The sequence below is a fragment of the Saccharothrix sp. DSM 118769 genome (assembly GCF_052936295.1).
Genome location: NZ_CP193627.1, coordinates 1,575,163 through 1,594,678, shown reverse-complemented (window position 1 = coordinate 1,594,678; position 19,516 = coordinate 1,575,163). Strand labels below are relative to the sequence as shown.

The 19,516-nt window shown below is 74.7% G+C and carries 16 protein-coding genes; 5 read left to right on the top strand and 11 right to left on the bottom strand.

Annotated elements, in window-relative coordinates; all coding sequences use genetic code 11:
- The first annotated feature begins 50 nt into the window (after positions 1 to 50).
- Positions 51 to 740: a YqeB family protein gene (locus ACRAKJ_RS07665; protein ID WP_438925407.1), complete on the top strand. Its 690-nt coding sequence runs from the start codon at positions 51 to 53 to the stop codon at positions 738 to 740.
- Positions 741 to 914: 174 nt separating this feature from the next.
- Here the strand turns inward: ACRAKJ_RS07665 and ACRAKJ_RS07660 are convergent, their stop codons facing one another.
- The 3 genes from ACRAKJ_RS07660 to ACRAKJ_RS07650 all read right to left on the bottom strand — a co-directional run bounded on the left by ACRAKJ_RS07660 (position 915) and on the right by ACRAKJ_RS07650 (position 2,931).
- On the bottom strand, positions 915 to 1,421 hold the full coding sequence (locus tag ACRAKJ_RS07660; RefSeq protein WP_438925406.1) for a RecX family transcriptional regulator: 507 nt from the start codon (positions 1,419 to 1,421) through the stop codon (positions 915 to 917).
- Positions 1,422 to 1,523: 102 nt separating this feature from the next.
- On the bottom strand, positions 1,524 to 2,567 hold the full coding sequence (gene recA / locus ACRAKJ_RS07655; protein WP_438925405.1) for a recombinase RecA: 1,044 nt from the start codon (positions 2,565 to 2,567) through the stop codon (positions 1,524 to 1,526).
- Positions 2,568 to 2,736: 169 nt separating this feature from the next.
- Positions 2,737 to 2,931: a DUF3046 domain-containing protein gene (locus tag ACRAKJ_RS07650; RefSeq protein WP_438925404.1), complete on the bottom strand. Its 195-nt coding sequence runs from the start codon at positions 2,929 to 2,931 to the stop codon at positions 2,737 to 2,739.
- Between the two features lie 67 nt (positions 2,932 to 2,998).
- Here ACRAKJ_RS07650 and ACRAKJ_RS07645 point away from each other — a divergent pair, with 67 nt between their 5' ends.
- Positions 2,999 to 3,124 (top strand): hypothetical protein, encoded by a 126-nt coding sequence (locus ACRAKJ_RS07645; protein ID WP_438925403.1) that lies wholly within the window; start codon positions 2,999 to 3,001, stop codon positions 3,122 to 3,124.
- Positions 3,125 to 3,144: 20 nt separating this feature from the next.
- Here ACRAKJ_RS07645 and ACRAKJ_RS07640 read toward each other — a convergent pair whose 3' ends face one another.
- Together ACRAKJ_RS07640 and ACRAKJ_RS07635 are read right to left on the bottom strand one after the other, a co-directional pair.
- Entirely contained in the window at positions 3,145 to 4,386 is a 1,242-nt protein-coding gene (locus ACRAKJ_RS07640; protein ID WP_438925402.1) for an MFS transporter, read from the bottom strand.
- 79 nt (positions 4,387 to 4,465) lie between these two features.
- Positions 4,466 to 6,457, bottom strand: a complete 1,992-nt coding sequence (locus ACRAKJ_RS07635) for an Hsp70 family protein (RefSeq protein WP_438925401.1) — start codon at positions 6,455 to 6,457, stop codon at positions 4,466 to 4,468.
- Positions 6,458 to 6,537: 80 nt separating this feature from the next.
- Here ACRAKJ_RS07635 and ACRAKJ_RS07630 point away from each other — a divergent pair, with 80 nt between their 5' ends.
- Positions 6,538 to 11,142 carry an ATP-dependent helicase gene (locus ACRAKJ_RS07630; protein ID WP_438925400.1) on the top strand — a complete coding sequence of 1,535 codons (4,605 nt, stop codon included), beginning with the start codon at positions 6,538 to 6,540 and terminating at the stop codon, positions 11,140 to 11,142.
- A 52-nt stretch (positions 11,143 to 11,194) separates the two neighbouring features.
- On the opposite strand, the gene ACRAKJ_RS07625 is transcribed toward ACRAKJ_RS07630, so the two are convergent.
- The 5 genes from ACRAKJ_RS07625 to ACRAKJ_RS07605 all read right to left on the bottom strand — a co-directional run bounded on the left by ACRAKJ_RS07625 (position 11,195) and on the right by ACRAKJ_RS07605 (position 16,286).
- Complete coding sequence (locus ACRAKJ_RS07625) at positions 11,195 to 12,490, bottom strand: hypothetical protein (protein WP_438925399.1); 1,296 nt, start codon at positions 12,488 to 12,490, stop codon at positions 11,195 to 11,197.
- A gap of 133 nt (positions 12,491 to 12,623) precedes the next feature.
- Entirely contained in the window at positions 12,624 to 13,619 is a 996-nt protein-coding gene (locus tag ACRAKJ_RS07620) for a 1-aminocyclopropane-1-carboxylate deaminase (RefSeq protein ID WP_438925398.1), read from the bottom strand.
- A gap of 1 nt (position 13,620) precedes the next feature.
- The gene (locus ACRAKJ_RS07615; RefSeq protein WP_438925397.1) at positions 13,621 to 14,259 is read right to left on the bottom strand and encodes an FCD domain-containing protein; all 639 of its coding nucleotides are present in this window, start codon (positions 14,257 to 14,259) and stop codon (positions 13,621 to 13,623) included.
- 53 nt (positions 14,260 to 14,312) lie between these two features.
- Positions 14,313 to 15,536 carry an MFS transporter gene (locus ACRAKJ_RS07610; protein ID WP_438925396.1) on the bottom strand — a complete coding sequence of 408 codons (1,224 nt, stop codon included), beginning with the start codon at positions 15,534 to 15,536 and terminating at the stop codon, positions 14,313 to 14,315.
- A 36-nt stretch (positions 15,537 to 15,572) separates the two neighbouring features.
- Positions 15,573 to 16,286 (bottom strand): VOC family protein, encoded by a 714-nt coding sequence (locus ACRAKJ_RS07605; RefSeq protein WP_438925395.1) that lies wholly within the window; start codon positions 16,284 to 16,286, stop codon positions 15,573 to 15,575.
- 23 nt (positions 16,287 to 16,309) lie between these two features.
- Between ACRAKJ_RS07605 and ACRAKJ_RS07600 the strand changes: the two genes are divergently transcribed.
- Positions 16,310 to 17,893, top strand: coding sequence for a DUF7800 domain-containing protein (locus ACRAKJ_RS07600; protein WP_438925394.1), 1,584 nt, complete (start codon positions 16,310 to 16,312; stop codon positions 17,891 to 17,893).
- Positions 17,894 to 17,902: 9 nt separating this feature from the next.
- Here the strand turns inward: ACRAKJ_RS07600 and ACRAKJ_RS07595 are convergent, their stop codons facing one another.
- Entirely contained in the window at positions 17,903 to 18,832 is a 930-nt protein-coding gene (locus tag ACRAKJ_RS07595; protein ID WP_438925393.1) for a zinc-binding dehydrogenase, read from the bottom strand.
- Between the two features lie 77 nt (positions 18,833 to 18,909).
- On the opposite strand from ACRAKJ_RS07595, the gene ACRAKJ_RS07590 reads away from it, so the two are divergent.
- Positions 18,910 to 19,515: a TetR family transcriptional regulator gene (locus tag ACRAKJ_RS07590; protein ID WP_438925392.1), complete on the top strand. Its 606-nt coding sequence runs from the start codon at positions 18,910 to 18,912 to the stop codon at positions 19,513 to 19,515.
- The last annotated feature ends 1 nt before the right edge of the window (position 19,516 follow it).

Genomic DNA, 19,516 nt, shown 5'->3' with positions numbered 1-19,516 from the left:
CGGAGCCTACGGCGATAGGTTGGGTGCTCACTTCGGGGAGGGAGTGGGTCATGGACGTGCGACGGATCACCGCGGTCACCGAACCCGGCTGGCAGGTCGCCCTGGTGTCGGTCGGGTTCCCGCTGCTCGGGGCCGGTGTGCTGTTCGGCCTGAAGTCCATCGCGGCGTGGGTGGTCGAGCTGCCGGTGGCACCCGCGAAGGGGCTGTTCCAGCTCGTCGCGCAGGTCCCGGAGCCGTGGGGCACGGTCGGGTCGCTCGGCGTCGGCCTGCTGCTGGGGCTGGTGGTGGCGGCCATCGCCGCGCACGAGCGGCTGACCGTCGAGGTGTTCAACGAGGGCGTGGAGCTCAAGCGCGGCGGCAAGACGTGGAACGTCGACCGCACGCTGGTGTCCGGGGTCTTCCTGGACGGCAAGAAGCTGGTGCTGCTGGGCGTGGACACCGGCGAGCTGGCCCGCGAGAGCCACGACCTGGAGGCCGCCGCGCTGGCCGACGCCTTCCAGACGCACGGCTACCAGTGGCTGGACGGCGACCCGTACGCCGGCGACTACCGGCGCTGGGTGGCGGGCACACCGGACATGCCGCCGGGCGGCGACGCGCTGCTGAAGGTGCGCGCGGAGGCGCTGCGCAAGGGTGACAAGGAGGACGCCGCCCAGCTGCGCGAGGAACTCGGCAAGCTGGGCGTGGTCGTCCGGGAGGAGAGGAAGCGCCAGTTCTGGCGCCTCACCCGGGCCCGGACCTGATCCGACCCGATCCCGGGGGTCTGCCCCCGAACCTGACCCCGGCCCACTCGGCCCGACTGGCCGCCGGTCGGAGTGCGTGGCCGGCACGGCACCCCACCACCGGCACGGCACCCACTGCCGGCACGGTGTGCGGCCGGCACCGGCGCGTGGTCGGTGCCGGGTGGCCGGTGCGGGTCAGTCCTGGGGCAGGTGGTGGTCCAGGGCCTCGGCGTCCTCGCCCGCGCGGCGCAGTTCGTCCTTCACCACGCGGTAGGCGAGGCCCTCGGCGTAGCCCTTGCGGGCCAGTGCCGCGACCAGCCGCCTGATCCTGGTCGTGTCGTCCAGGCCGGACATCGCGCGCAGCTTCTTGCGCACCAGGTCGCGCGCCCGCTGCTCCTCGGCCTCGTCGTCGACCGCCGCGACGGCGTCGGCGGCCACCTCGTCGGCCACGCCCTTGCGGCGCAGTTCGAGGGCCAGCGCCCGCCTGCCCAGGCCCTGGTGGGTGTGCCGCGAGCGCACCCACACCTCGGCGAACGCCGCGTCGTCGATCAGGCCGGCGCGGTCGAACTTGCCGAGCACCAGGTCGGCCGTCTCCTCGCGGATGCCCTTGCGCAGCAGGGCGTCACGCAGCTCCACGCGCGTGCGCGCGCGGGCGGTGAGCAGCGCGTAGCAGATGTCCGTCGCCTTGCGCTGCTCCTTCACCGGGTCGACCGGGCGCTGCTCCCCGTCGACCTCGGAACCGTGGTCGGCCGAAGGGTCGCGGGGCGCCCCGCGACCACGGCCACCTCGTCCCGCCACGCCCGCTTAGAACTCGACCGGCGCGGGCGCGGTCTCGTCGGCGTCGAGGGTGGCCCCGATGCCGAGCTTGTCCTTGATCCGCTTCTCGATCTCGTTCGCCACGTCCGGGTTCTCGCGCAGGAACTTCCGCGCGTTCTCCTTGCCCTGGCCCAGCTGGTCGCCCTCGTAGGTGTACCAGGCGCCCGACTTGCGCAGGATGCCCTGGTCGACGCCCATGTCGATGAGCGAGCCCTCGCGGCTGATGCCGTGGCCGTAGAGGATGTCGAACTCGGCCTGCTTGAACGGCGGGGCCACCTTGTTCTTCACGACCTTGACCCGGGTGCGGTTGCCGACCGGCTCGCCGCCGTCCTTCAGGGTCTCGATCCGCCGCACGTCGAGGCGCACGGACGCGTAGAACTTCAGCGCCTTGCCACCGGTCGTGGTCTCGGGCGAGCCGAACATCACGCCGATCTTCTCGCGCAGCTGGTTGATGAAGATCGCGGTGGTGTTCGACGAGCTGAGCGCGCCGGTGATCTTCCGCAGCGCCTGGCTCATCAGGCGGGCCTGGAGGCCGACGTGGTTGTCGCCCATCTCGCCCTCGATCTCGGCACGGGGCACCAGGGCCGCCACCGAGTCGATGACCAGGATGTCGAGCGCGCCGGAGCGGACCAGCATGTCCGCGATCTCCAGCGCCTGCTCACCGGTGTCGGGCTGGGACACCAGCAGCGCGTCGGTGTCGACGCCGAGCTTCTTCGCGTAGTCGGGGTCGAGCGCGTGCTCCGCGTCGATGAACGCGGCGATGCCGCCGTTGCGCTGGGCGTTGGCCACGGCGTGCAGCGCGACGGTCGTCTTACCGGAGGACTCCGGGCCGTAGATCTCGACGACGCGGCCGCGGGGCAGGCCGCCGATGCCCAGGGCCACGTCCAGCGCGATGGCGCCGGTCGGGATCACCTCGATCGGCGCGCGGCCCTCCTCGCCGAGCCGCATGACCGAGCCCTTGCCGAACTGCTTGTCGATCTGGGCCAGGGCCAGTTCGAGAGCCTTGTCCCGGTCGGGTGCCTGGGGTGCCATCTGGGGTCCACCTCGGTTTGTCTTGGTTCTCTGTGCCATGTCGGGGCCGACGGTACGGGCGGGGTCCGACAATTTCGGGAGGGACCAGGTCACCAGCGGGGATGCATCACCCGGTCGTGACGCGCAGCATAGCCGAACAGGTGTTCGACCACCGGACCGACACGCCGCGTCACCGGCGCTGTTCGGGCACGTCGAACGCGTCGCAGACGGCGAGCCAGACCTCCTTGGCCGGGTAGCCGGCCTCCAGCGCCTCGTCCGCGGTGCGCCCGCCCAGCGCCGACATCACGTGGTCCCGGGCCACCATCTCCGCCCGGACCTGGCCGAACTCGTTCGCCATCAGCTTGCGGAAGACCGTGTTGCGCATCGCGACCAGGCTAGCGCGCCGGCGGCGCGGGCCGCGGGCCCCCGTCCGGGCGCGCTAACCTCGGGGGGTGCTGCTGCTCCAGGTGGACACCACCGGCCTGTCCTCGCCGATCGGCACCATCGCCGTGATCGCCGCCCTCGTCGCGGCGATCGTCGTCGGCGTGCGCGCCCTCTGGCACAACCGCAAGCGCTGACCCCGGCCGACCGGGGCGGCTCAGCGGACCCGCTGCAACGACGAGTACAGGCACGCCCCGAGCAGCGGCAGCGCGACGAACCCGACGACCAGGCCCAGCGCGGCGTAGGACCACGCCGTCACGACGAGGCCCGCCGCCACGCCGCCGACCGCGCCGCCCGCGTTCATGCACAGGTCCGACAGGCCCTGGGCGGCCGTCCGGTCGGCCACCGGGACCGACTCGGTGAGCAGCGCGGACCCGGCGACCACGCCCGCCGACCAGCCGAGGCCCAGCAGCGCCAGCCCGACGCCGAGCTGCGGCGCGTCGTGCGCGGGGGCCATGCCCGCGACGCCGGAGGCGCCGACCACCAGGGCCGCGCCGATCGCCAGCACGGGCACGCGCCCGATCCGGTCGGCCATCCACCCGAACAGGGGACTCGCCGCGTACATCGCGGCCACGTGCAGGCTGATCACGACGCCCACCACGCGCAGCGACGAGCCCGCGTGGTCCATGTGCACCGGGGTCATCGACATCAGGCCGACCATCGCCGTGTGGCACAGCGCGACGCCGGCGAGGGCGAGCTTCGCGGTGGCCGGCAGCGACCGCCACAGCGCCGCGGCGCCGCGCGTGTCGCCCAGGCCGCCCGCGCAGTGCGCGGCCGGGGGCGGTGCGGCGGACCGCGCGACGACCAGCGGGTCGGGGCGCAGGAACCGCAGCACGACCAGCGCGGCGGTGCCGAACAGGGCGGCGGACAGCAGGTAGGGGCCCGCGCCGACGGGCAGCCCGAGCCGGGTGGCCGCGCGCCCCGCCGGGTCGGCGAGGTTGGGGCCGGCGACCGCGCCGAGCGTGGCCGCCCACACCACCAGCGCGAGCGAGCGGGCCCGGCGGTGCGGGTGGGCGAGGTCGGTGCCCGCGTACCGGGCGGCGAGGTTCGCGCCGGACGCCGCGCCGAACAGCACGAGCGCGGCCAGCAGCAGCGGCCAGGAGCCGAGGGCGACGGCGCACGCGGCCACCGCCGCGCCGACCGCGCCCGAGCCGTAGCCGAGGACCAGCGCCGGGCGCCGCCCGCGCCGACCGGCCAACCGGGCGGCGGGCAGGGCGAACAGGGCCGCGCCGAGCACCGCGCCGGTCTGCGCCAGGCCGCCGACCACGTCGGAACCGGCCAGGCCCGCCGCGATGAGCGTGCTCACCGCGAGCCCGATGGTGACGCCCGCCGAGCCGAGCACCTGCGTCGCGGCCAGCACACCCAGCACCCTGCGCTGCACGACCCCCACGACGGTCACGACCACGGATCGTGCCAGGGGGCGACCGGTTCGGCCGGCAGCCGTCCGGGTTGGCCGCGCTACCCGATCAGGTGACCGGTCAGGTGCCGGGCTGGACGGAGCCCTCGAAGAAGTCCGCGACCTCGTCCGCGGTCAGCTCGCCGCCGCCGCTCTTGGTCATGATGCCCAGCAGCGGGCGGCCCTCGACGGTGAACACCAGCAGCCCCAGGCCGCCGTCGGCCGCCGCCTGGTACTTGCCCGCGAACCCGTTGCCCGCCCACCTGGCCTCGACCACGTCGCTCTTGAGCGACCGGACGACGGCCACCGCGCCCTGCTCCGCGCCCGTGGTCGTCTCGGTCAACACGTACTGCACCGAGTAGTCGTCCTTCACGGCGCAGCTCACCACGGTGCCCTTGATGCCGTTGACGCCGCCCACGCCCGGCGTACCGCCCGCCTTGCACGTGCCGGTGTCCGGGACCGCGCCCGCGAGCCGCCGCAGGCACTTGGTGAAGCCCTTGTCGTCCTGCTCGGTGTCGGTCTTGCAGTCCTGGGCGGAGGGCACGCCCTCGCCGCCGAACGCGAGCCAGCCGCCGACCCCGGCGAGCGCCACCGCGACGGCCGCGCCCACCGCGACCAGCACGTTCCGGTTCGGCTTCTTCTTCGCCGCGCGCGGGGTGGTGCTGGGGAAGTTGAACTGCTGCGGGGCGCCCGACGCCGGGGTGACCGGGTAGGGCCCGCTGACCGCCGGGTTCACCTGGTACGGGCCGCTGACCACCGGGTTCGGCCCGCTGTGCAGGGGGTTCGGCCCGGTGTGGAGCGGGTTCGGGCCGGTGTGGAGCGGGTTCGGCCCGGTGTGGAGCGGGTTCGGGCCGGTGTGGAGCGGGTTCGGGCCGGTGTGGAGCGGGTTTGGCCCGGTGTGCACGGGGCTCGGGCCGGTGTGCACCTGGTAGGGGCCGCTCGCGCCGGGGTTCACCGGACCGGTGACGACGGTGTCCGGTTCCTGGGGCCTGGCGGGCTCCTGCGAGCGGGGCGTGACGCCGTCCTTGGGCACGTGGTGCGCGCCGAGCGCGACGGCGGTCTCCGGCTGGTCCAGGCTCGTCGGCACCACCCGCACCTGCTCGGTGATCATGGTGGCGACCAGCGGGATGCGGCTGGAGCCGCCCACGAGGTAGATGCCCGCGAGCTGGTTGGGCGCGAGGCCGGTGGACCGGATCGTGGACGCCAGCAGCTCGGCGCTGCGCAGCATGCTCGGCCGGACCAGCGCCTCCAGGTCGGACCGGTTGACCAGCACGTCCTCGAACGGCTCCGGCATCGGCACCTCGGTGTGCGCGTGCCGCGACAGCGACTCCTTGGCCGCCCGCACGTCCTCCTGGAGCGCGCGGCGCGCGCGGCGGTCCGCGGTGGACTCCGGGCGCAGCAGCCGCTGCCAGGCCGCCGGGTCGCGGTGCGACACCTGGCGGCCGACGTGCTCCAGCAGCGCCTGGTCCACGTCGAGGCCGCCGAGGTCGGTCAGGCCGTCCTCGGCGAGCACGGTGAAGCCCTTCTGGGTGGCGCCGACGATGGCCACGTCGAACGTGCCCGCGCCCAGGTCGTACACGGCCAGCGCCTGCCCCACGGCCAGCGACGCGTAGTGCGAGGCGGCGGCCACCGGCTCGGGGACCAGCACGACCTCCCCGGTGACGCCGGCCAGCCGGGCCGCGGACAGCAGCACGTTGCGCCGCGTCGGCCCCCACTGCGCGGGGTGCGTGAGGCGCACCTCGTCGACGGGTTCGCCGCCGAGCTGGCGGGTGGTCTCGTCGAGCACGCGGCGCAGCACGGCGGCCAGCGCGTCGGCGACCGGCACGACGTTGTCGCCCAGCAGCAGCGCGCCGTCGTCCACGCGGCGCTTGGGGTTCGGCTCGAAGCGGGCCGGGTCGAGGCGGGCGCGGCGCTCGGCGTCGCGGCCGACGACCAGCGTGCCGTCCTCCTCGCAGTAGACGGCGGACGGCATGGTGGCCGACCCGTCCACCTCCACGACCCGGGGCGGCCTGCCGTGCGCGGCGAGCACCGCGACGGTGTTGGAAGTGCCCAGGTCGACGGACAGGACGCGCACAGAGGTTCACCCCTTCGGTTCGAACGGGGTGATCGTGCCACAACCGGAAAATGTCGGTCCCCTGGTTCAGGATGGTCGGCATGGACGTCCTCGACCGCTTCTCCCCCGCGACCCGGCAGTGGTTCGCCGGGGCCTTCGCCGCGCCCACGGCGGCGCAGGTGGGCGCGTGGGAGGCGGCGGCCGAGGGGGAGCACGCGCTGGTCATCGCCCCCACCGGTTCGGGCAAGACGCTGGCGGCGTTCCTGTGGGCCCTGGACAGGCTCGCCTCGACGCCCGTCCCGGAGGACCCGAGGCGCCGGTGCCGGGTGCTGTACGTGTCGCCGCTCAAGGCGCTGGCGGTCGACGTGGAGCGCAACCTGAGGGCGCCGCTGGCGGGCATCCGGCAGGCGGCGCACCGGCTGTCGCTGCCCGAGCCCGGCACCACGGTGGGCATGCGCACCGGCGACACCCCGGCGGACGAGCGGCGGGCGTTCGCCAGGAGACCGCCGGACGTGCTGGTCACCACCCCCGAGTCGCTGTTCCTGGTGCTCACCTCGGCGGCGCGGGAGTCGCTGCGCGGGGTGGAGACGGTGATCGTCGACGAGGTGCACGCGGTGGCGGGCACGAAGCGCGGCGCGCACCTGGCGCTGTCGCTGGAGCGGCTCGACGCGCTGCTGGAGCGGCCCGCGCAGCGGATCGGGCTGTCGGCGACGGTGCGCCCGGTCGAGGAGGTGGGCGCCTTCCTCGCGGGCGGGCGGTCCGTGCGGGTCGTGCAGCCGCGGTCGGCGAAGACGATCGAGGTGCGCGTCGAGGTCCCGGTGGAGGACATGTCGGTGCTCGGCGAGCGCACCGGCGAGGTGTCCGGGTCGGCGGCGGGCGCGGAGCAGCGGGCGTCGATCTGGCCGTCGGTGGAGCGGCGGGTGCTGGAGCTGGTGCGGCAGCACCGGTCGACGATCGTGTTCGCCAACTCGCGGCGGCTGGCGGAGCGGCTCACGGCCCGGCTCAACGAGCTGGCCGAGGAGGAGGCGGAGCTGTCCGCCGCACCCGACCTCGACGCCGGGGCCGACCCCGGCACCGGGCCGGACGCCGGGCCCGGCCGGTTCCCCGCCGAGGCGGTCGGCCAGTCCGGCGTGACGACGCAGCGCACCGCCGCCGTCGCCCGCGCCCACCACGGCTCGATGTCGCGCGAGCAGCGCGTCGCGGTCGAGGAGGACCTGAAGTCGGGGCGGCTGCCGTGCGTGGTGGCCACCTCGTCGCTGGAGCTGGGCATCGACATGGGCGCGGTCGACCTGGTGGTGCAGGTGGAGGCGCCGCCCACGGTGGCCTCCGGGTTGCAGCGCGTCGGCCGCGCGGGTCACCAGGTGGGCGCGGTGTCGCGCGGGGTGGTGTTCCCCAAGTTCCGGGGCGACCTGGTGTCGTGCGCGGTGGTCGCGGAGCGGATGCGGGACGGCGCGATCGAGGCGGTGCGGTACCCGCGCAACCCGCTCGACGTGCTCGCGCAGCACGTCGTGGCCATGGTGGCGATGGAGACGTGGACGGTCGAGGCGCTGGCCGGGCTGGTGCGGCGGGCGGCCCCGTTCTCCGCCCTGCCCGAGTCGGCGCTGCACGCCGTGCTCGACATGCTGTCCGGCCGCTACCCGAGCGAGGAGTTCGGCGAGCTGCGCCCGCGCGTCACGTGGGACCGGGTCGGCGGCGAGCTGCGCGGCCGGCCCGGGTCGCAGCGGCTGGCGGTGACCTCCGGCGGCACCATCCCCGACCGGGGCATGTTCGCGGTGATGACGCCGCCGTCCGAGCGCGGCCCCGGCTCGCGGGTGGGTGAGCTGGACGAGGAGATGGTGTACGAGTCGCGGGTCGGCGACACGTTCCTGCTCGGCACGTCGTCGTGGCGCGTCGAGGACATCACCCACGACCGGGTGATCGTGGTGCCCGCGCCCGGCCAGCCCGCGCGGATGCCGTTCTGGAAGGGCGACGCGCCGGGCCGCCCGCTGGAGCTGGGCCGGGCGCTGGGCAGGTTCCTGCGCGAGGTGTCCGCGCTGGACCGGGCCGGGGCCGAGGAGCGCGCCGCCGCCGCGGGCCTGGACGCGTGGGCCACGTCGAACCTGCTCGCCTACCTGGGCGAGCAGCGCGAGGCGACCGGGCACGTGCCCAACGACCGCACCGTCCTCGTCGAGCGGTTCCGCGACGAGCTGGGCGACTGGCGGCTGGTCGTGCACTCGCCGTTCGGGGCGCAGGTCAACGCGCCGTGGGCGCTGGCCATCGCGGCGCGGCTGCGCGAGCGGCGCGGCATCGAGGCGCAGGCGGCGCACTCCGACGACGGCATCGTCGTGCGGCTGCCGGACGCGGTGGACCTCGACGGGGCGCCGGTCGTCGCGGGCGCGGAGGACGTGCTGCTCGACCCGGAGGAGATCGACCAGGTCGTCGTCGCCGAGGTGGGCGGTTCGGCGCTGTTCGCGGCCCGGTTCCGGGAGTGCGCGGCCCGGTCCCTGCTGCTGCCCCGCCGCGACCCGAAGCGGCGCACCCCGCTGTGGCAGCAGCGGCAGAAGGCCGCGCAACTGCTGTCCGTGGCGGCGAAGTACGAGAGCTTCCCGGTGGTGCTCGAAGCGATGCGCGAGTGCCTCCAGGACGTCTACGACGTGCCGGGCCTGAAGGAGCTGATGACCGACGTGCGGGCGCGCCGCGTCCGCGTGGTCGACGTGGAGACGCCGTCGCCGTCGCCGTTCGCGCGCAGCCTGCTGTTCGGCTACGTCGGCATGTTCCTGTACGAGGCCGACGCGCCGCTGGCCGAGCGCCGGGCCGCCGCGCTGTCGCTGGACTCGACGCTGCTGGCCGAGCTGCTGGGCTCCGAGGCGATCCGCGAGCTGCTCGACCCCGAGGTCGTCGAGGAGGTCGAGCTGGCCCTCCAGCGCCTCGTCCCGGACCGGCACGCCCGCGACGCCGAGGACGCGGCCGACCTGCTGCGGTTCCTGGGCGACCTGACGGAGGCCGAGGCCGCCGAGCGGGGCGTGCGGCCGGAGTGGCTGGCGGACCTGGTGGCGCAGCGCCGGGCGATCCGCGTCCGCATCGCGGGCGAGGACCGGGTCATCGGGATCGAGGACGCGGGGCGGGTGCGCGACGCACTGGGCGTGGCGCTGCCCGTGGGCGTGCCCGAGGTGTTCACCGAACCGGTCGCCGACCCGCTGGGCGACCTGCTGTCGCGCTACGCCCGCACCCGGGGCCCGTTCCCGGCGGCTCAGGCGGCCGGGCGGTTCGGGCTGGGCGTCGCCGTCGTCACGGGGGTGCTGGAGCGGATGGCCGCGGCGGGCCGGCTGGTGCGCGGCGAGCTGCGGCCGGGCGGCACGCACACCGAGTACTGCGACGCCGAGGTGCTGCGCAGGCTGCGCCGGGCGTCCCTGGCCCGCCTGCGCGCCGAGGTCGAGCCGGTGGAACCCGCCGCGCTGGGCCGCTTCCTGCCGGCCTGGCACGGCGTGGGCCGCCGGCTGCGCGGCGCGCCCACCGCGGACGACGTCTACTCGGTCGTCGAGCAGCTCGCCGGCGCGCCGCTGCCCGCGAGCGCCGTCGAGTCCCTCCTGCTGCCCGCCCGGCTGCCCGGCTACACCCCGGCGCTGCTGGACGAGCTGACCGCGGCCGGCGAGGTCACGTGGACGGGCTGCGGCTCCCTGGCGGGCGGTGACGGCTGGATCGCCCTCGCGCCGACGGACGTCGCCGACCTCCTGCTGCCGGACCTGGTGCCCGAGGCCGCACCCGACTCGCCGCTGCACACCGCGGTGGTCGAGGCCCTCGCCGGCGGCGCGCTGTTCTTCCGCCAGGTGGTGGACCGCGTGTCGCTCCAGGGCCCGACGACCGACCCGGAGGTCGTGGGCGCCCTGTGGGACCTGGTGTGGGCGGGCCTCGTCACCAACGACACCCTCGCCCCGCTGCGCGCCCTGGTCGCCGGCGGCGGCACCGCGCACAAACCCCGCCGCGCCGCGCCGCGCGGCCGGTACGCGCGGATGCGCACGGGCCGCCCGGACATGCCCAGCCGCACGGGCCCGCCGACGGTCGCCGGCCGCTGGTCCCTGGCCGTCGTGCCCGCCACCGACCCGACCCGCCGGGCGCACGCCCGCGCCGAGGCGTTCCTGGAGCGCCACGGCGTCCTGACCCGCGGCGCGCTGGACACCGAGCGCGTCACCGGCGGCTTCAGCGGCGTGTACCGGGTGCTCCGGGCGATGGAGGAGTCCGGCCAGGTGGTGCGCGGCTACGTCGTCGAGGGCCTGGGCGCGGCCCAGTTCGCCGCGCGCGGCGCCGTGGACCGCCTGCGCGCCCTGTCCCGCCCGCCCGGCCAGGAGCACGCGGGCACGCCGGACGCCGCGGTGCTCGCCGCCGCCGACCCGGCCCAGCCGTACGGCGCGGCCCTGGCCTGGCCGGAGCCGCTGGGCGAGGGCAGGCACCGGCCGGGCCGCAAGTCCGGCGCGCTCGTCGTCCTGGTCGACGGCGTGGCCGCGCTGTACGTGGAGCGGGGCGGCCGGTCGCTGCTCTCGTTCACCGAGGACGAGACCGCCCTGCACGCCGCCGCGGGCGCGCTGGGCCGGGCGGTGCGCGACGGCTGGCTGGGCCGGCTGGCCGTGCAGCGGGCGGACGGGGAGGTGGCGCTGGGCTCCCGGCTGGCGACCGTCCTCCAGGAGGCAGGCTTCCGGGCCACGCCGAAGGGCCTGCGCCTGCGGGCGTGACCCGGGACGGTCGGGCAGCGGGTGGACCACAGCTCGCTCCGCCCCGTGGCGGCTACTCGAGTCGGGTCAGTCCTTTCCTCGCCAAGCGCTCGAGCGTGGCTGCGGCGTCGACCGGCACGAGGGCCGTCGTCGGCGGCATCGAGAGATCGAGCATGCGGTTCTCCGTCACCACCAGGAAGCGCCTCGTCTTCTCCAGGTAGACCGCATCGTCGCCGCACTCGTTGACCTTCCGCGCCGTCTCCCCGGCGCTCCGGAGGTAGAAGCTCTTCAGGTTCTCGTACTGCAGTCGTGCGTTCTGCGGTGACTCGTGGACGCTGAACCCGACCGAGAGGCCGGACCCGTTGGCATCGGTGTACGGGCACACGTAAGCGGCCTGCTCGTTGCCGGCGATGTCCGTCCCGGTGGAACCGAACGGGTTCGCCGTTCGCACAGGAGCCCCGAACTCGGCGGCGACGTCCTGGCTCGTCACGAGCAGGCAGGGGTTTCGCTCATCGGGGAGGTCCGCCACTCCGGGGTCCTGCTGCCCCGGTGTGACGTCCAGCCAGTCATCGTCGACCCACTGGTACGACCTGCCCCCGGTCGGCGCGGTCGTCTGGAAGGGCTTGCCCCCGTCGTCGACCGAGACGACCTCCTCCTCCCCATCGACGCTCAGCACGAGATCGATCCTGTACGACCAGTGTCGCGACTGCGTGAAGGCCGCGAAGTCGAACACCAGCGTTTCCCCGGCGGGCACCGGCAACGACACGAAGGTCTCCTCGCTCGCCTCGTCGAAGTCGCTGCCCCAGCCGGTCTTCTTCGTGTCCAGGTTGATCCCGAGCACCCGCGGCCCACCGCCCCGGCCCGGACAGGTGGCGATCGCTCCCGGAGCCGGGTCCCGGGATTCGGCTGTCGGCTTCGGTTGCACGGCCTTCAGCTCCACACTTCGCCCCGGGGCCGCGTAGACGCTGATCCGGCCGACTGTGGCGTTGACGTCCACGCCCCCCTTGCCGCGTGCCCACTTGTGCCGCCCGTCGCAGGAATCCAGCCCATCCGGGGGTTTTCCGATTTCCCGGATCGGCGAGGTGAACAAGTACTCCCCGCCGATCCCCTCCATGCTCTTGTTCAGGACGATCAGTTGATCGCGGTCCAGTTCCGCGTCCACCCGGTACTCGTCGGCGAACGCCTTGTGCACAACATCGACAAGACGGTCACCGATTCCGGTGAAGAACGCCGTCGCCAGGACGGCCAGCAAGGCGGTTACCTGAACCAGAACCTTCTTGTACCAGGGCTTCTTCGTTTCCCGACCGTTGACACCCTCGCCCTCGTCCTGGTGCGACGACTGCCCGTCCTGAGTTCCACCCCTGGCCACGACGCCTCCGAAGATCGCTGTCGATCACCGGAGCGGGAGTACCCGAAAAGCTATCGGAGCAACCAAGAGCATTTATTTACGATAAATGCGGAAAGCTTCGGGCGAAAGCCGATCCCCTGGCGGGACGGAATCATCAGCGGAACAGGGAGCTGTAGGCGTTGAGGGCCGGCTGCCCACCCAGGTGGGCGTAGAGCACCGTCGACCCCTTGTCGATCTCCCCGGTCTCCACGAGCTGGACGAGCCCCGCCAGGGACTTGCCCTCGTAGACCGGGTCGGTGATCATGCCCTCCAGCCGCGCGCCCAGCCTCATGGCGTCCACGGTGGACTCGCCCGGCACGCCGTAGACGCCCTCGTGCCACCGGTCGTCGAGGACCACCTCCGACTCGGCCACCTCCACGCCCAGCAGGTCGGCGGTGTTCCGCGCGATGCGCAGCACCTGGTTGCGGGTGTCGCAGGGCTCGGCCGAGGCGTCGACGCCGATGACCTGCCGGCCGCTCCCGGCGAACCCGGCGACCATCCCGGCCTGCGTGCTGCCGGTCACCGAGCAGACGACGACCGTGTCGAAGTACACCCCCAGCTCGGCCTCCTGCCGCTCGACCTCGGCGGCCCAGCCCGCGAAGCCCAACCCGCCGAGCGGGTGGTCGGACCCGCCCGCCGGGATCGGGTACGGCGTGCCGCCCGCCGCGCGGACGTCCTCGACGGCCTGCTCCCACGCGGGTTTCACGCCGATGCCGAAGCCCGCCTCCACGAGCCGCACCTCCGCGCCCATGAGGCGGGACAGCAGGATGTTGCCCACCCGGTCGTACACCGCGTCGGGCCAGTCGACCCAGCTCTCCTGCACCAGCACGCACTTCAGCCCGGCCCGCGCCGCCGCCGCCGCGACCTGGCGGGTGTGGTTGGACTGCACGCCGCCGATGGAGACGAGGGTGTCGCAGCCGGTGGCCAGCGCGTCGGCGACGAGGTACTCCAGCTTGCGGGTCTTGTTGCCGCCGTGGGCGAGGCCGGAGTTGCAGTCCTCGCGCTTGGCCCACACCGACGCGCCGCCGAGGTGGCGGGTGAGCCGTTCCAGGGGGTGCACCGGCGACGGGCCGAACGTCAGCGGGTAGCGGGGGAAGTCGGACAGCGCCATCTCAGTTCTCCTCCAGCAGGTCGAGCAGGGTCGCCCAGTTGCGCTCGACGAGCCGGGACGCCAGGTCGGCGTCCCCGGCGGCGCAGGCGGCGGTGATCTCGTCGTGCATGGCCACCGAGTGGCGGCCGGTGGGCGCGGCGAAGCGCAGGCGCTCCAGCCGGCGCACGAGCGGCGTGTAGCGCTCGATCGTCGCGACCACCGCGAAGTTGTCGCCGCGCCGCACGGTGACGGCGTGGAAGGCGTCGTCGGCGGCCAGCGCGGCGGACGCGTCCCCGGTGGCGAGCGCCTGCGCGAACGCCGCGTTGGCCGCGCGCATCGCGTCGAGGTCGGCGGGCACGAGCCGGGGCACGGCGAGGCGCGCGGCCAGCGCGTGCATGGCCTGCACCACGACGTGCGCGTCCCGCACGGCGGCGGTGTCCAGCGGGGTGACGCGGGTGTAGCTGTGCGGCTTGGTCTCGACCAGGCCCTCGTCGGTCAGCCGGGCCAGCGCCTCCCGCACGGGGGTGCGGGACAGGCCGAGGCGCTCGGCGAGGTCGACGTCCTTGATCGGCGCGCCGGGCGCCAGGTCGCCGCCCAGGATCGCCTCGCGGATCGCGCTCAGCGCCTGGTCCCGGTACAGCTCCCGACTGATATATTGCATATCGGCACCCTAGACGACGGGACCCCGAAGTCACAGCACCGGTTTTCCCGGGGTCACCCCCGACGCGCGGGCTCCGCGGGCAGCCGCCGGACGGAGCGCACCGTCAACACCGATGGGACGCTCACCAGGACGACCAGCGCGCCGGTCACGAGCACGGTCCCCGGGCCGACGCGTTCGGCCGCGGGACCGGCCAGTGCCATGCCCACCGGCACGGCGGCCAGGCCGACGACGGTGGAGAAGCCGGTGGCGCGGGCGATGAGGTCGACGGGCACGTGCACCTGCCGGGCGGTGGTGGTGAACACGGCGTAGAGGGCCGCCTGCACCCCCGCCGGGACGGCCGCTGCGACGAGCACCGGCACCGGCGCGCCGACGGCGAGCAGGACCGGCAGCGGCACCAGGGCGAGGGGCGCGGTCACGGCGACCCGCAGCGGGTACCGGGGTCGCCACCGCAGGGCGACCGCGGCGCCCAGCAGCGCGCCGACCGCGTAGCCGTTGCCGACGAACGCCCACGCCAGCGGCCCGCCCAGGCGCTCCTCGGCGATGACCGGGCCGAGGACCAGGTACGGCGAGAGGCAGGCGCCGTTGACGACGGCGAGCTGCACGGTGGTGGCCTGCAACCAGGGGCGGGAGCGGAAGTCGCGCCACCCGTGCCGCACGGCGTCGAGCAGCGCCGGCCGCGGCGGCACCGGCCGGTCGGGCACCTTCAGCGCGACGAGCGCGGCGGCGCTGACCGCGAACGTGGCGGCGTCCACGGCGAAGGACGCGCCCGCGCCGACCGTCTCCACCAGCGTCGCCGACAGCACCGGCGCGAGGATCGTCGCGGCGTTCTGGGCGGTGGTGACCAGGGCGTTGGCCTGGCCGCGCCGCTCCTCGGGCACCACGTCGGCGACCAGGGCCGCCGCGGCGGGCTCGAAGAAGGCGCTCGCCGCGCCCGCGACCGCCTGCAACGCGGCCAGGTGCCACAGGGTCGCGGTCCCGGTGAGCAGCAGCACGGCCGTCAGCCCCTGCGAGGCGCAGCGGACGACGTCGGCGGCGAGCATGACGAGCCGGCGCGGCGCCAGGTCGCCCACCACCCCGCCGACGAGCGTGAGCACCACGACCGGCAGCCGGCCGGCGAGCACGACCAGCCCCACCTCGGTGAGCGAGGCCCCGAGCCGCACCGCGCCGAACGCGAGCGCGAGGGTGATCAGGCCGTCACCGAGGTGGGACGACGTCCGGGCGAGGAAGTACCGGCGGAACGCCGGGTCGCGCAGCGGGGCGGGCACCGGGCGGATCACCCGCCCACCCTGCCGGCCCCCACCGACGACGAGCGCTCAGCGGGGCGTCAGCACGCAGAACTCGTTGCCCTCGCGGTCGGTCAGCACGACCCACGGCACGTCGGCCTGCCCGACGTCCGCCCGCGTCGCGCCCGCCGCCTCGACCCGCGCCACCTCGGCCGCCTGGTCGTCGTCGGCGAACGGCGCGACGTCGAGGTGCACGCGGTTCTTGCCGCTCTTCGGCTCGGCCACGCGGACGAACTCCAGCCACGGCCCGGCCTCCCGGCGCAGCGACGCGAAGCGCGGGTCCTCCCGCTCCACCGGCAGGCCGGTCGCCCCCGCCCAGAACGCGGCCTGCGCGACCGGGTCGAGCGCGTCCACCACGACCGCGGCCACCGGACCGTTGGCGGCGTACACCTCCCGGGGTTCCAGCACGCAGAACTCGTTGCCCTCGGGGTCGGCCAGCACCACCCACGGCACGTCGCGCTGCCCGACGTCGACGTGCCGCGCGCCCAGCCCGAGCGCGCGCTCCACGATCGCCGCCTGGTCCTCGGCCGACGACGACGCGAGGTCCAGGTGCACGCGGTTCTTGCCCTCCTTCGGGTCGGTCACCGGCACGATCACCAGCTCCAGCCCGGCGGCCACCGCCACGTCGACCTCGCCGCCCTCCTCCTCGAAGACCACCTCCGTCCGCAGCAGCGCCGACCAGAAGCGGCCGAGCGCGGCCGGGTCGGCGGAGTCGATCACCACAGAGGTCCACCTCGTGCTCATGGTGCGAAGGTAACGTCTGCGCCATGGCGGAGTTGGTGCTCGGTCCGGTGCTCAGGCACGTCGACTCCACGTCGGCCACTCTCTGGGTGGAGACGGACACGGGGTGTGAGGTCGAGATCGCGGGACACCGCGCGGCCACGTTCCAGGTGGGCGAGCAGCACTTCGCCCTGGTGGTGGTGGAGGGCCTGGAACCGGGCACCACCACCCCCTACGACGTGCGGATCGGCGGCGACGTCGTGTGGCCGCCGCCGGAGTCGCCGTTCCCCGCGCCGATGATCCGCACGGGTCCGGTGCGGCGGATGCTGTTCGGCTCCTGCCGCGCCGCGAAGGCGATCCCCAACCCCACCAAGGCGGACAAGCTCGGCGTGGACGCGCTGGACTCGTACGCGCTGCGGATGAAGGACGAGCCGGTCGAGCGCTGGCCCGAAGCGCTCGTGCTGCTGGGCGACCAGGTGTACGCGGACGAGCCGACGCCGCGGATCACGGAGTGGCTGGCGGAGCGGCGGCCGGAGCCGGCGGGCGAGGTGGTGTCGTTCCGCGAGTACGCCGAGCTGTACCACGAGTCGTGGGCCGACCCGGAGATCCGCTGGCTGATGTCGGTGGTGCCGACGTCGATGATCTTCGACGACCACGACGTGCGCGACGACTGGAACACCTCCCGCACCTGGCGGGAGCAGATGGCGACCAAGAGGTGGTGGCCCGAGCGCATCCGCGCGGGGCTGGCGTCGTACTGGGTGTACCAGCACCTGGGCAACCTGTCGCCGGACGAGCTGACGCGCGACCCGCTGTACCAGAAGGTGCGCACGACGGGCGGCGACGTGCAGCAGCTGCTGGAGGACTTCGCCGAGGAGGCCGACCAGGAGGTGGACGGCCACAAGTCGACGCGGTGGAGCTACAAGCGCGACTTCGGCCCGATCCGGCTGCTGGTGATCGACACCCGCAGCGGGCGCATCCTGTCCGGCCCGGAGCGGCTGATGGTCGGCAACGGCGAGTTCGAGTGGATCGAGGAGAACGCCACCGGCGACTTCGAGCACCTGCTGATCGGCTCCTCGCTGCCGTGGCTGATGCCGCACGGGTTGAGCCACCTCCAGTCGTTGAACGAGCGGATGGCGGGCCTGCCGGGCCTGCGCGGCCGGATCGGCGAGAAGGTGCGCCAGGTGTCGGACCTGGAGCACTGGCCCGCCTTCCGCGCGTCGTTCGAGCGGTTGGCGCGGCTGCTGGAGCGGGTCGCGAAGGCCGAGGACGCGCCGGGCACGGTGTGCGTGCTGTCCGGCGACGTGCACCACAGCTACGCGGCCCGCGCGTCGTTCGCGTCGAAGGTCGACGCCAAGGTCTACCAACTGGTGTGCTCGCCGGTGCACAACGACCCGCCGTGGATCTTCCGCCCCGCGTTCCGCCTGTCGTGGTCGAAGCCGATCGCGCGGGCCCTGCGGTGGTTGGCGGACCGCCGGGGCATCTCGCCGGACCCGGTGGCGTGGCACAAGCTGAGCGGCCCGCACTTCGGCAACTCGGTGGGCATCCTGGAGTTCGAGGGCCGCGAGTCCCGCTTCCGCCTGGAGACCGCGTTCACGGACGGCCTGCGCGAGGTGACGTCGATCACGCTGTAGGCAGGCCGGTCACGGCGTGGGCAGGTCGAGCACGGCCTTGCCGTGCAGCCGCCTGCCCACCAGCGCGGCCACGGCGTCCGCCGCGTCGTCCCAGCCGCCGCGCCAGGCGATCCCCGGGTCCAGCTCGCCGGTCGCCACCAGGCCGGCCAGCCAGGTCAGCTCCTCGACCATGCTCGTCCCGTCCACCAGGAAGAACGTGGTGATCACGCGGTCGTGCGCGCCCATCCCCTCGAACGCGCCGGGCGGGAAGTCGCTGCCCTCGCCGGAGGACCGCCCGACCGACACGAGGACGCCGCGCTCGGCGAGCCGGGCGTGGGCCGCCACCAGCTGCGCGCCGCCGACGAGGTCGACCACGCCGTGCACGTGCCCGTCGAGGTCCTCCGGTCCGCGCACGACCTCGTGCGCGCCCAGGGCGCGCAGGGCGTCACCGTGCCGCCCGGGATCACCGGTGGACGCGACGACGTGCGCCCCGCCCCGCCGCGCCAGCTGCACGGCGTAGCGCCCCACGCCCCCGGTGGCCCCGGTGACCAGCACCCGCCGCCCGAGGATCGGCCCCAGCCGGCGCAGCGCCCGCAACGCGCTCGCCCCGGCCACCGGCACCGTGCTCACCGCGCCGGGGTCCGCGCCCTCCGGCACCGCGCCGAGCAGGCGGGTGTCCACGGCCCGCAGCTCGGCCCACGCCCCCGCGAGGCCGAGGGTGACGACGGGTGTGCCGACCGCGGGACCGGTGCCGTCGGCGGCGGCCCGCTCGACGACGCCGGCGGCGTCCCAGCCGGGCACGACGCCGGGTTCGGCGCCCGCCAACCCCGTCACCTCGCCGCTGTTGAGCGAGGTCGCGGTCACCCTCACCAGCACCTCGCCGGGGCCGGGGACCGGGTCGGGGACCTCGGCGGGGCGCAGGCCGCCGGGCGCGGTCGGGTCGGTGGTCAAAGCGCGCATGGAACACCCTCCACAAAAAGTGCCACTCAGTGGCATAAGCCTACGGGAGGCACCCGGTGCTCGACTACCCTGACCCCGTGACCACCCCGCGACCGCCGCTGCGCGAGCGCAAGAAGCAGCACACGCGCGACGCGCTCGTCGCCACCGCCCTCGACCTGTTCACCGAGCGCGGTTTCTCCGGCGCCACGCTCGACGAGCTGTGCGACGCGGTGGACGTGTCGAAGCGGACGTTCTTCCGCTACTTCGGCAGCAAGGAGGACGTGGCCACCGCGACCAGCCAGGACATGTGGGCGCGCTTCCTCGACGAGCTGCGCGCCGCCGACCCGGCGGCCGAACCGCTGATCGCGGTGCTGCGCGACGCCCTGCTCGCCGCCGTCGCCGCCATGCCCGCCACGTGGGCCGACCGCGTGCTGGCCGAACGGCGGCTGGCCGCGCGGACCCCGTCGATGGAGGCGCACGGCCTGTACTTCTGCGAGCGCACCAGCCGGGCGGCGCTGGAACTCCTGCACGACCGCCCGCGCCTGCCGGACGCCCTCACGACCCGCCTGGCGCTGGAGGTCCTCGTCGCCGCCTTCCACGTCGCCGTGGAGGCGTGGTCCTCCCAGGACGGACGACCGTCCCGGGAGGACTTCGCCGCGCACGTCACCAGGACGTTCGACGCGCTGCCGCGCGCCCTGGCCTGAC

Coding starts and splice junctions, on each gene's coding strand:
- ACRAKJ_RS07630 (WP_438925400.1), top strand. CDS start 6,538: ATGGACGTCCTCGACCGCTTCTCCCCCGCGACCCGGCAGTGGTTCGCC.
- ACRAKJ_RS07665 (WP_438925407.1), top strand. CDS start 51: ATGGACGTGCGACGGATCACCGCGGTCACCGAACCCGGCTGGCAGGTC.
- ACRAKJ_RS07650 (WP_438925404.1), bottom strand. CDS start 2,931: ATGCGCAACACGGTCTTCCGCAAGCTGATGGCGAACGAGTTCGGCCAG.
- ACRAKJ_RS07605 (WP_438925395.1), bottom strand. CDS start 16,286: ATGAGCACGAGGTGGACCTCTGTGGTGATCGACTCCGCCGACCCGGCC.
- ACRAKJ_RS07615 (WP_438925397.1), bottom strand. CDS start 14,259: ATGCAATATATCAGTCGGGAGCTGTACCGGGACCAGGCGCTGAGCGCG.
- recA (WP_438925405.1), bottom strand. CDS start 2,567: ATGGCACCCCAGGCACCCGACCGGGACAAGGCTCTCGAACTGGCCCTG.
- ACRAKJ_RS07620 (WP_438925398.1), bottom strand. CDS start 13,619: ATGGCGCTGTCCGACTTCCCCCGCTACCCGCTGACGTTCGGCCCGTCG.
- ACRAKJ_RS07595 (WP_438925393.1), bottom strand. CDS start 18,832: ATGCGCGCTTTGACCACCGACCCGACCGCGCCCGGCGGCCTGCGCCCC.
- ACRAKJ_RS07600 (WP_438925394.1), top strand. CDS start 16,310: ATGGCGGAGTTGGTGCTCGGTCCGGTGCTCAGGCACGTCGACTCCACG.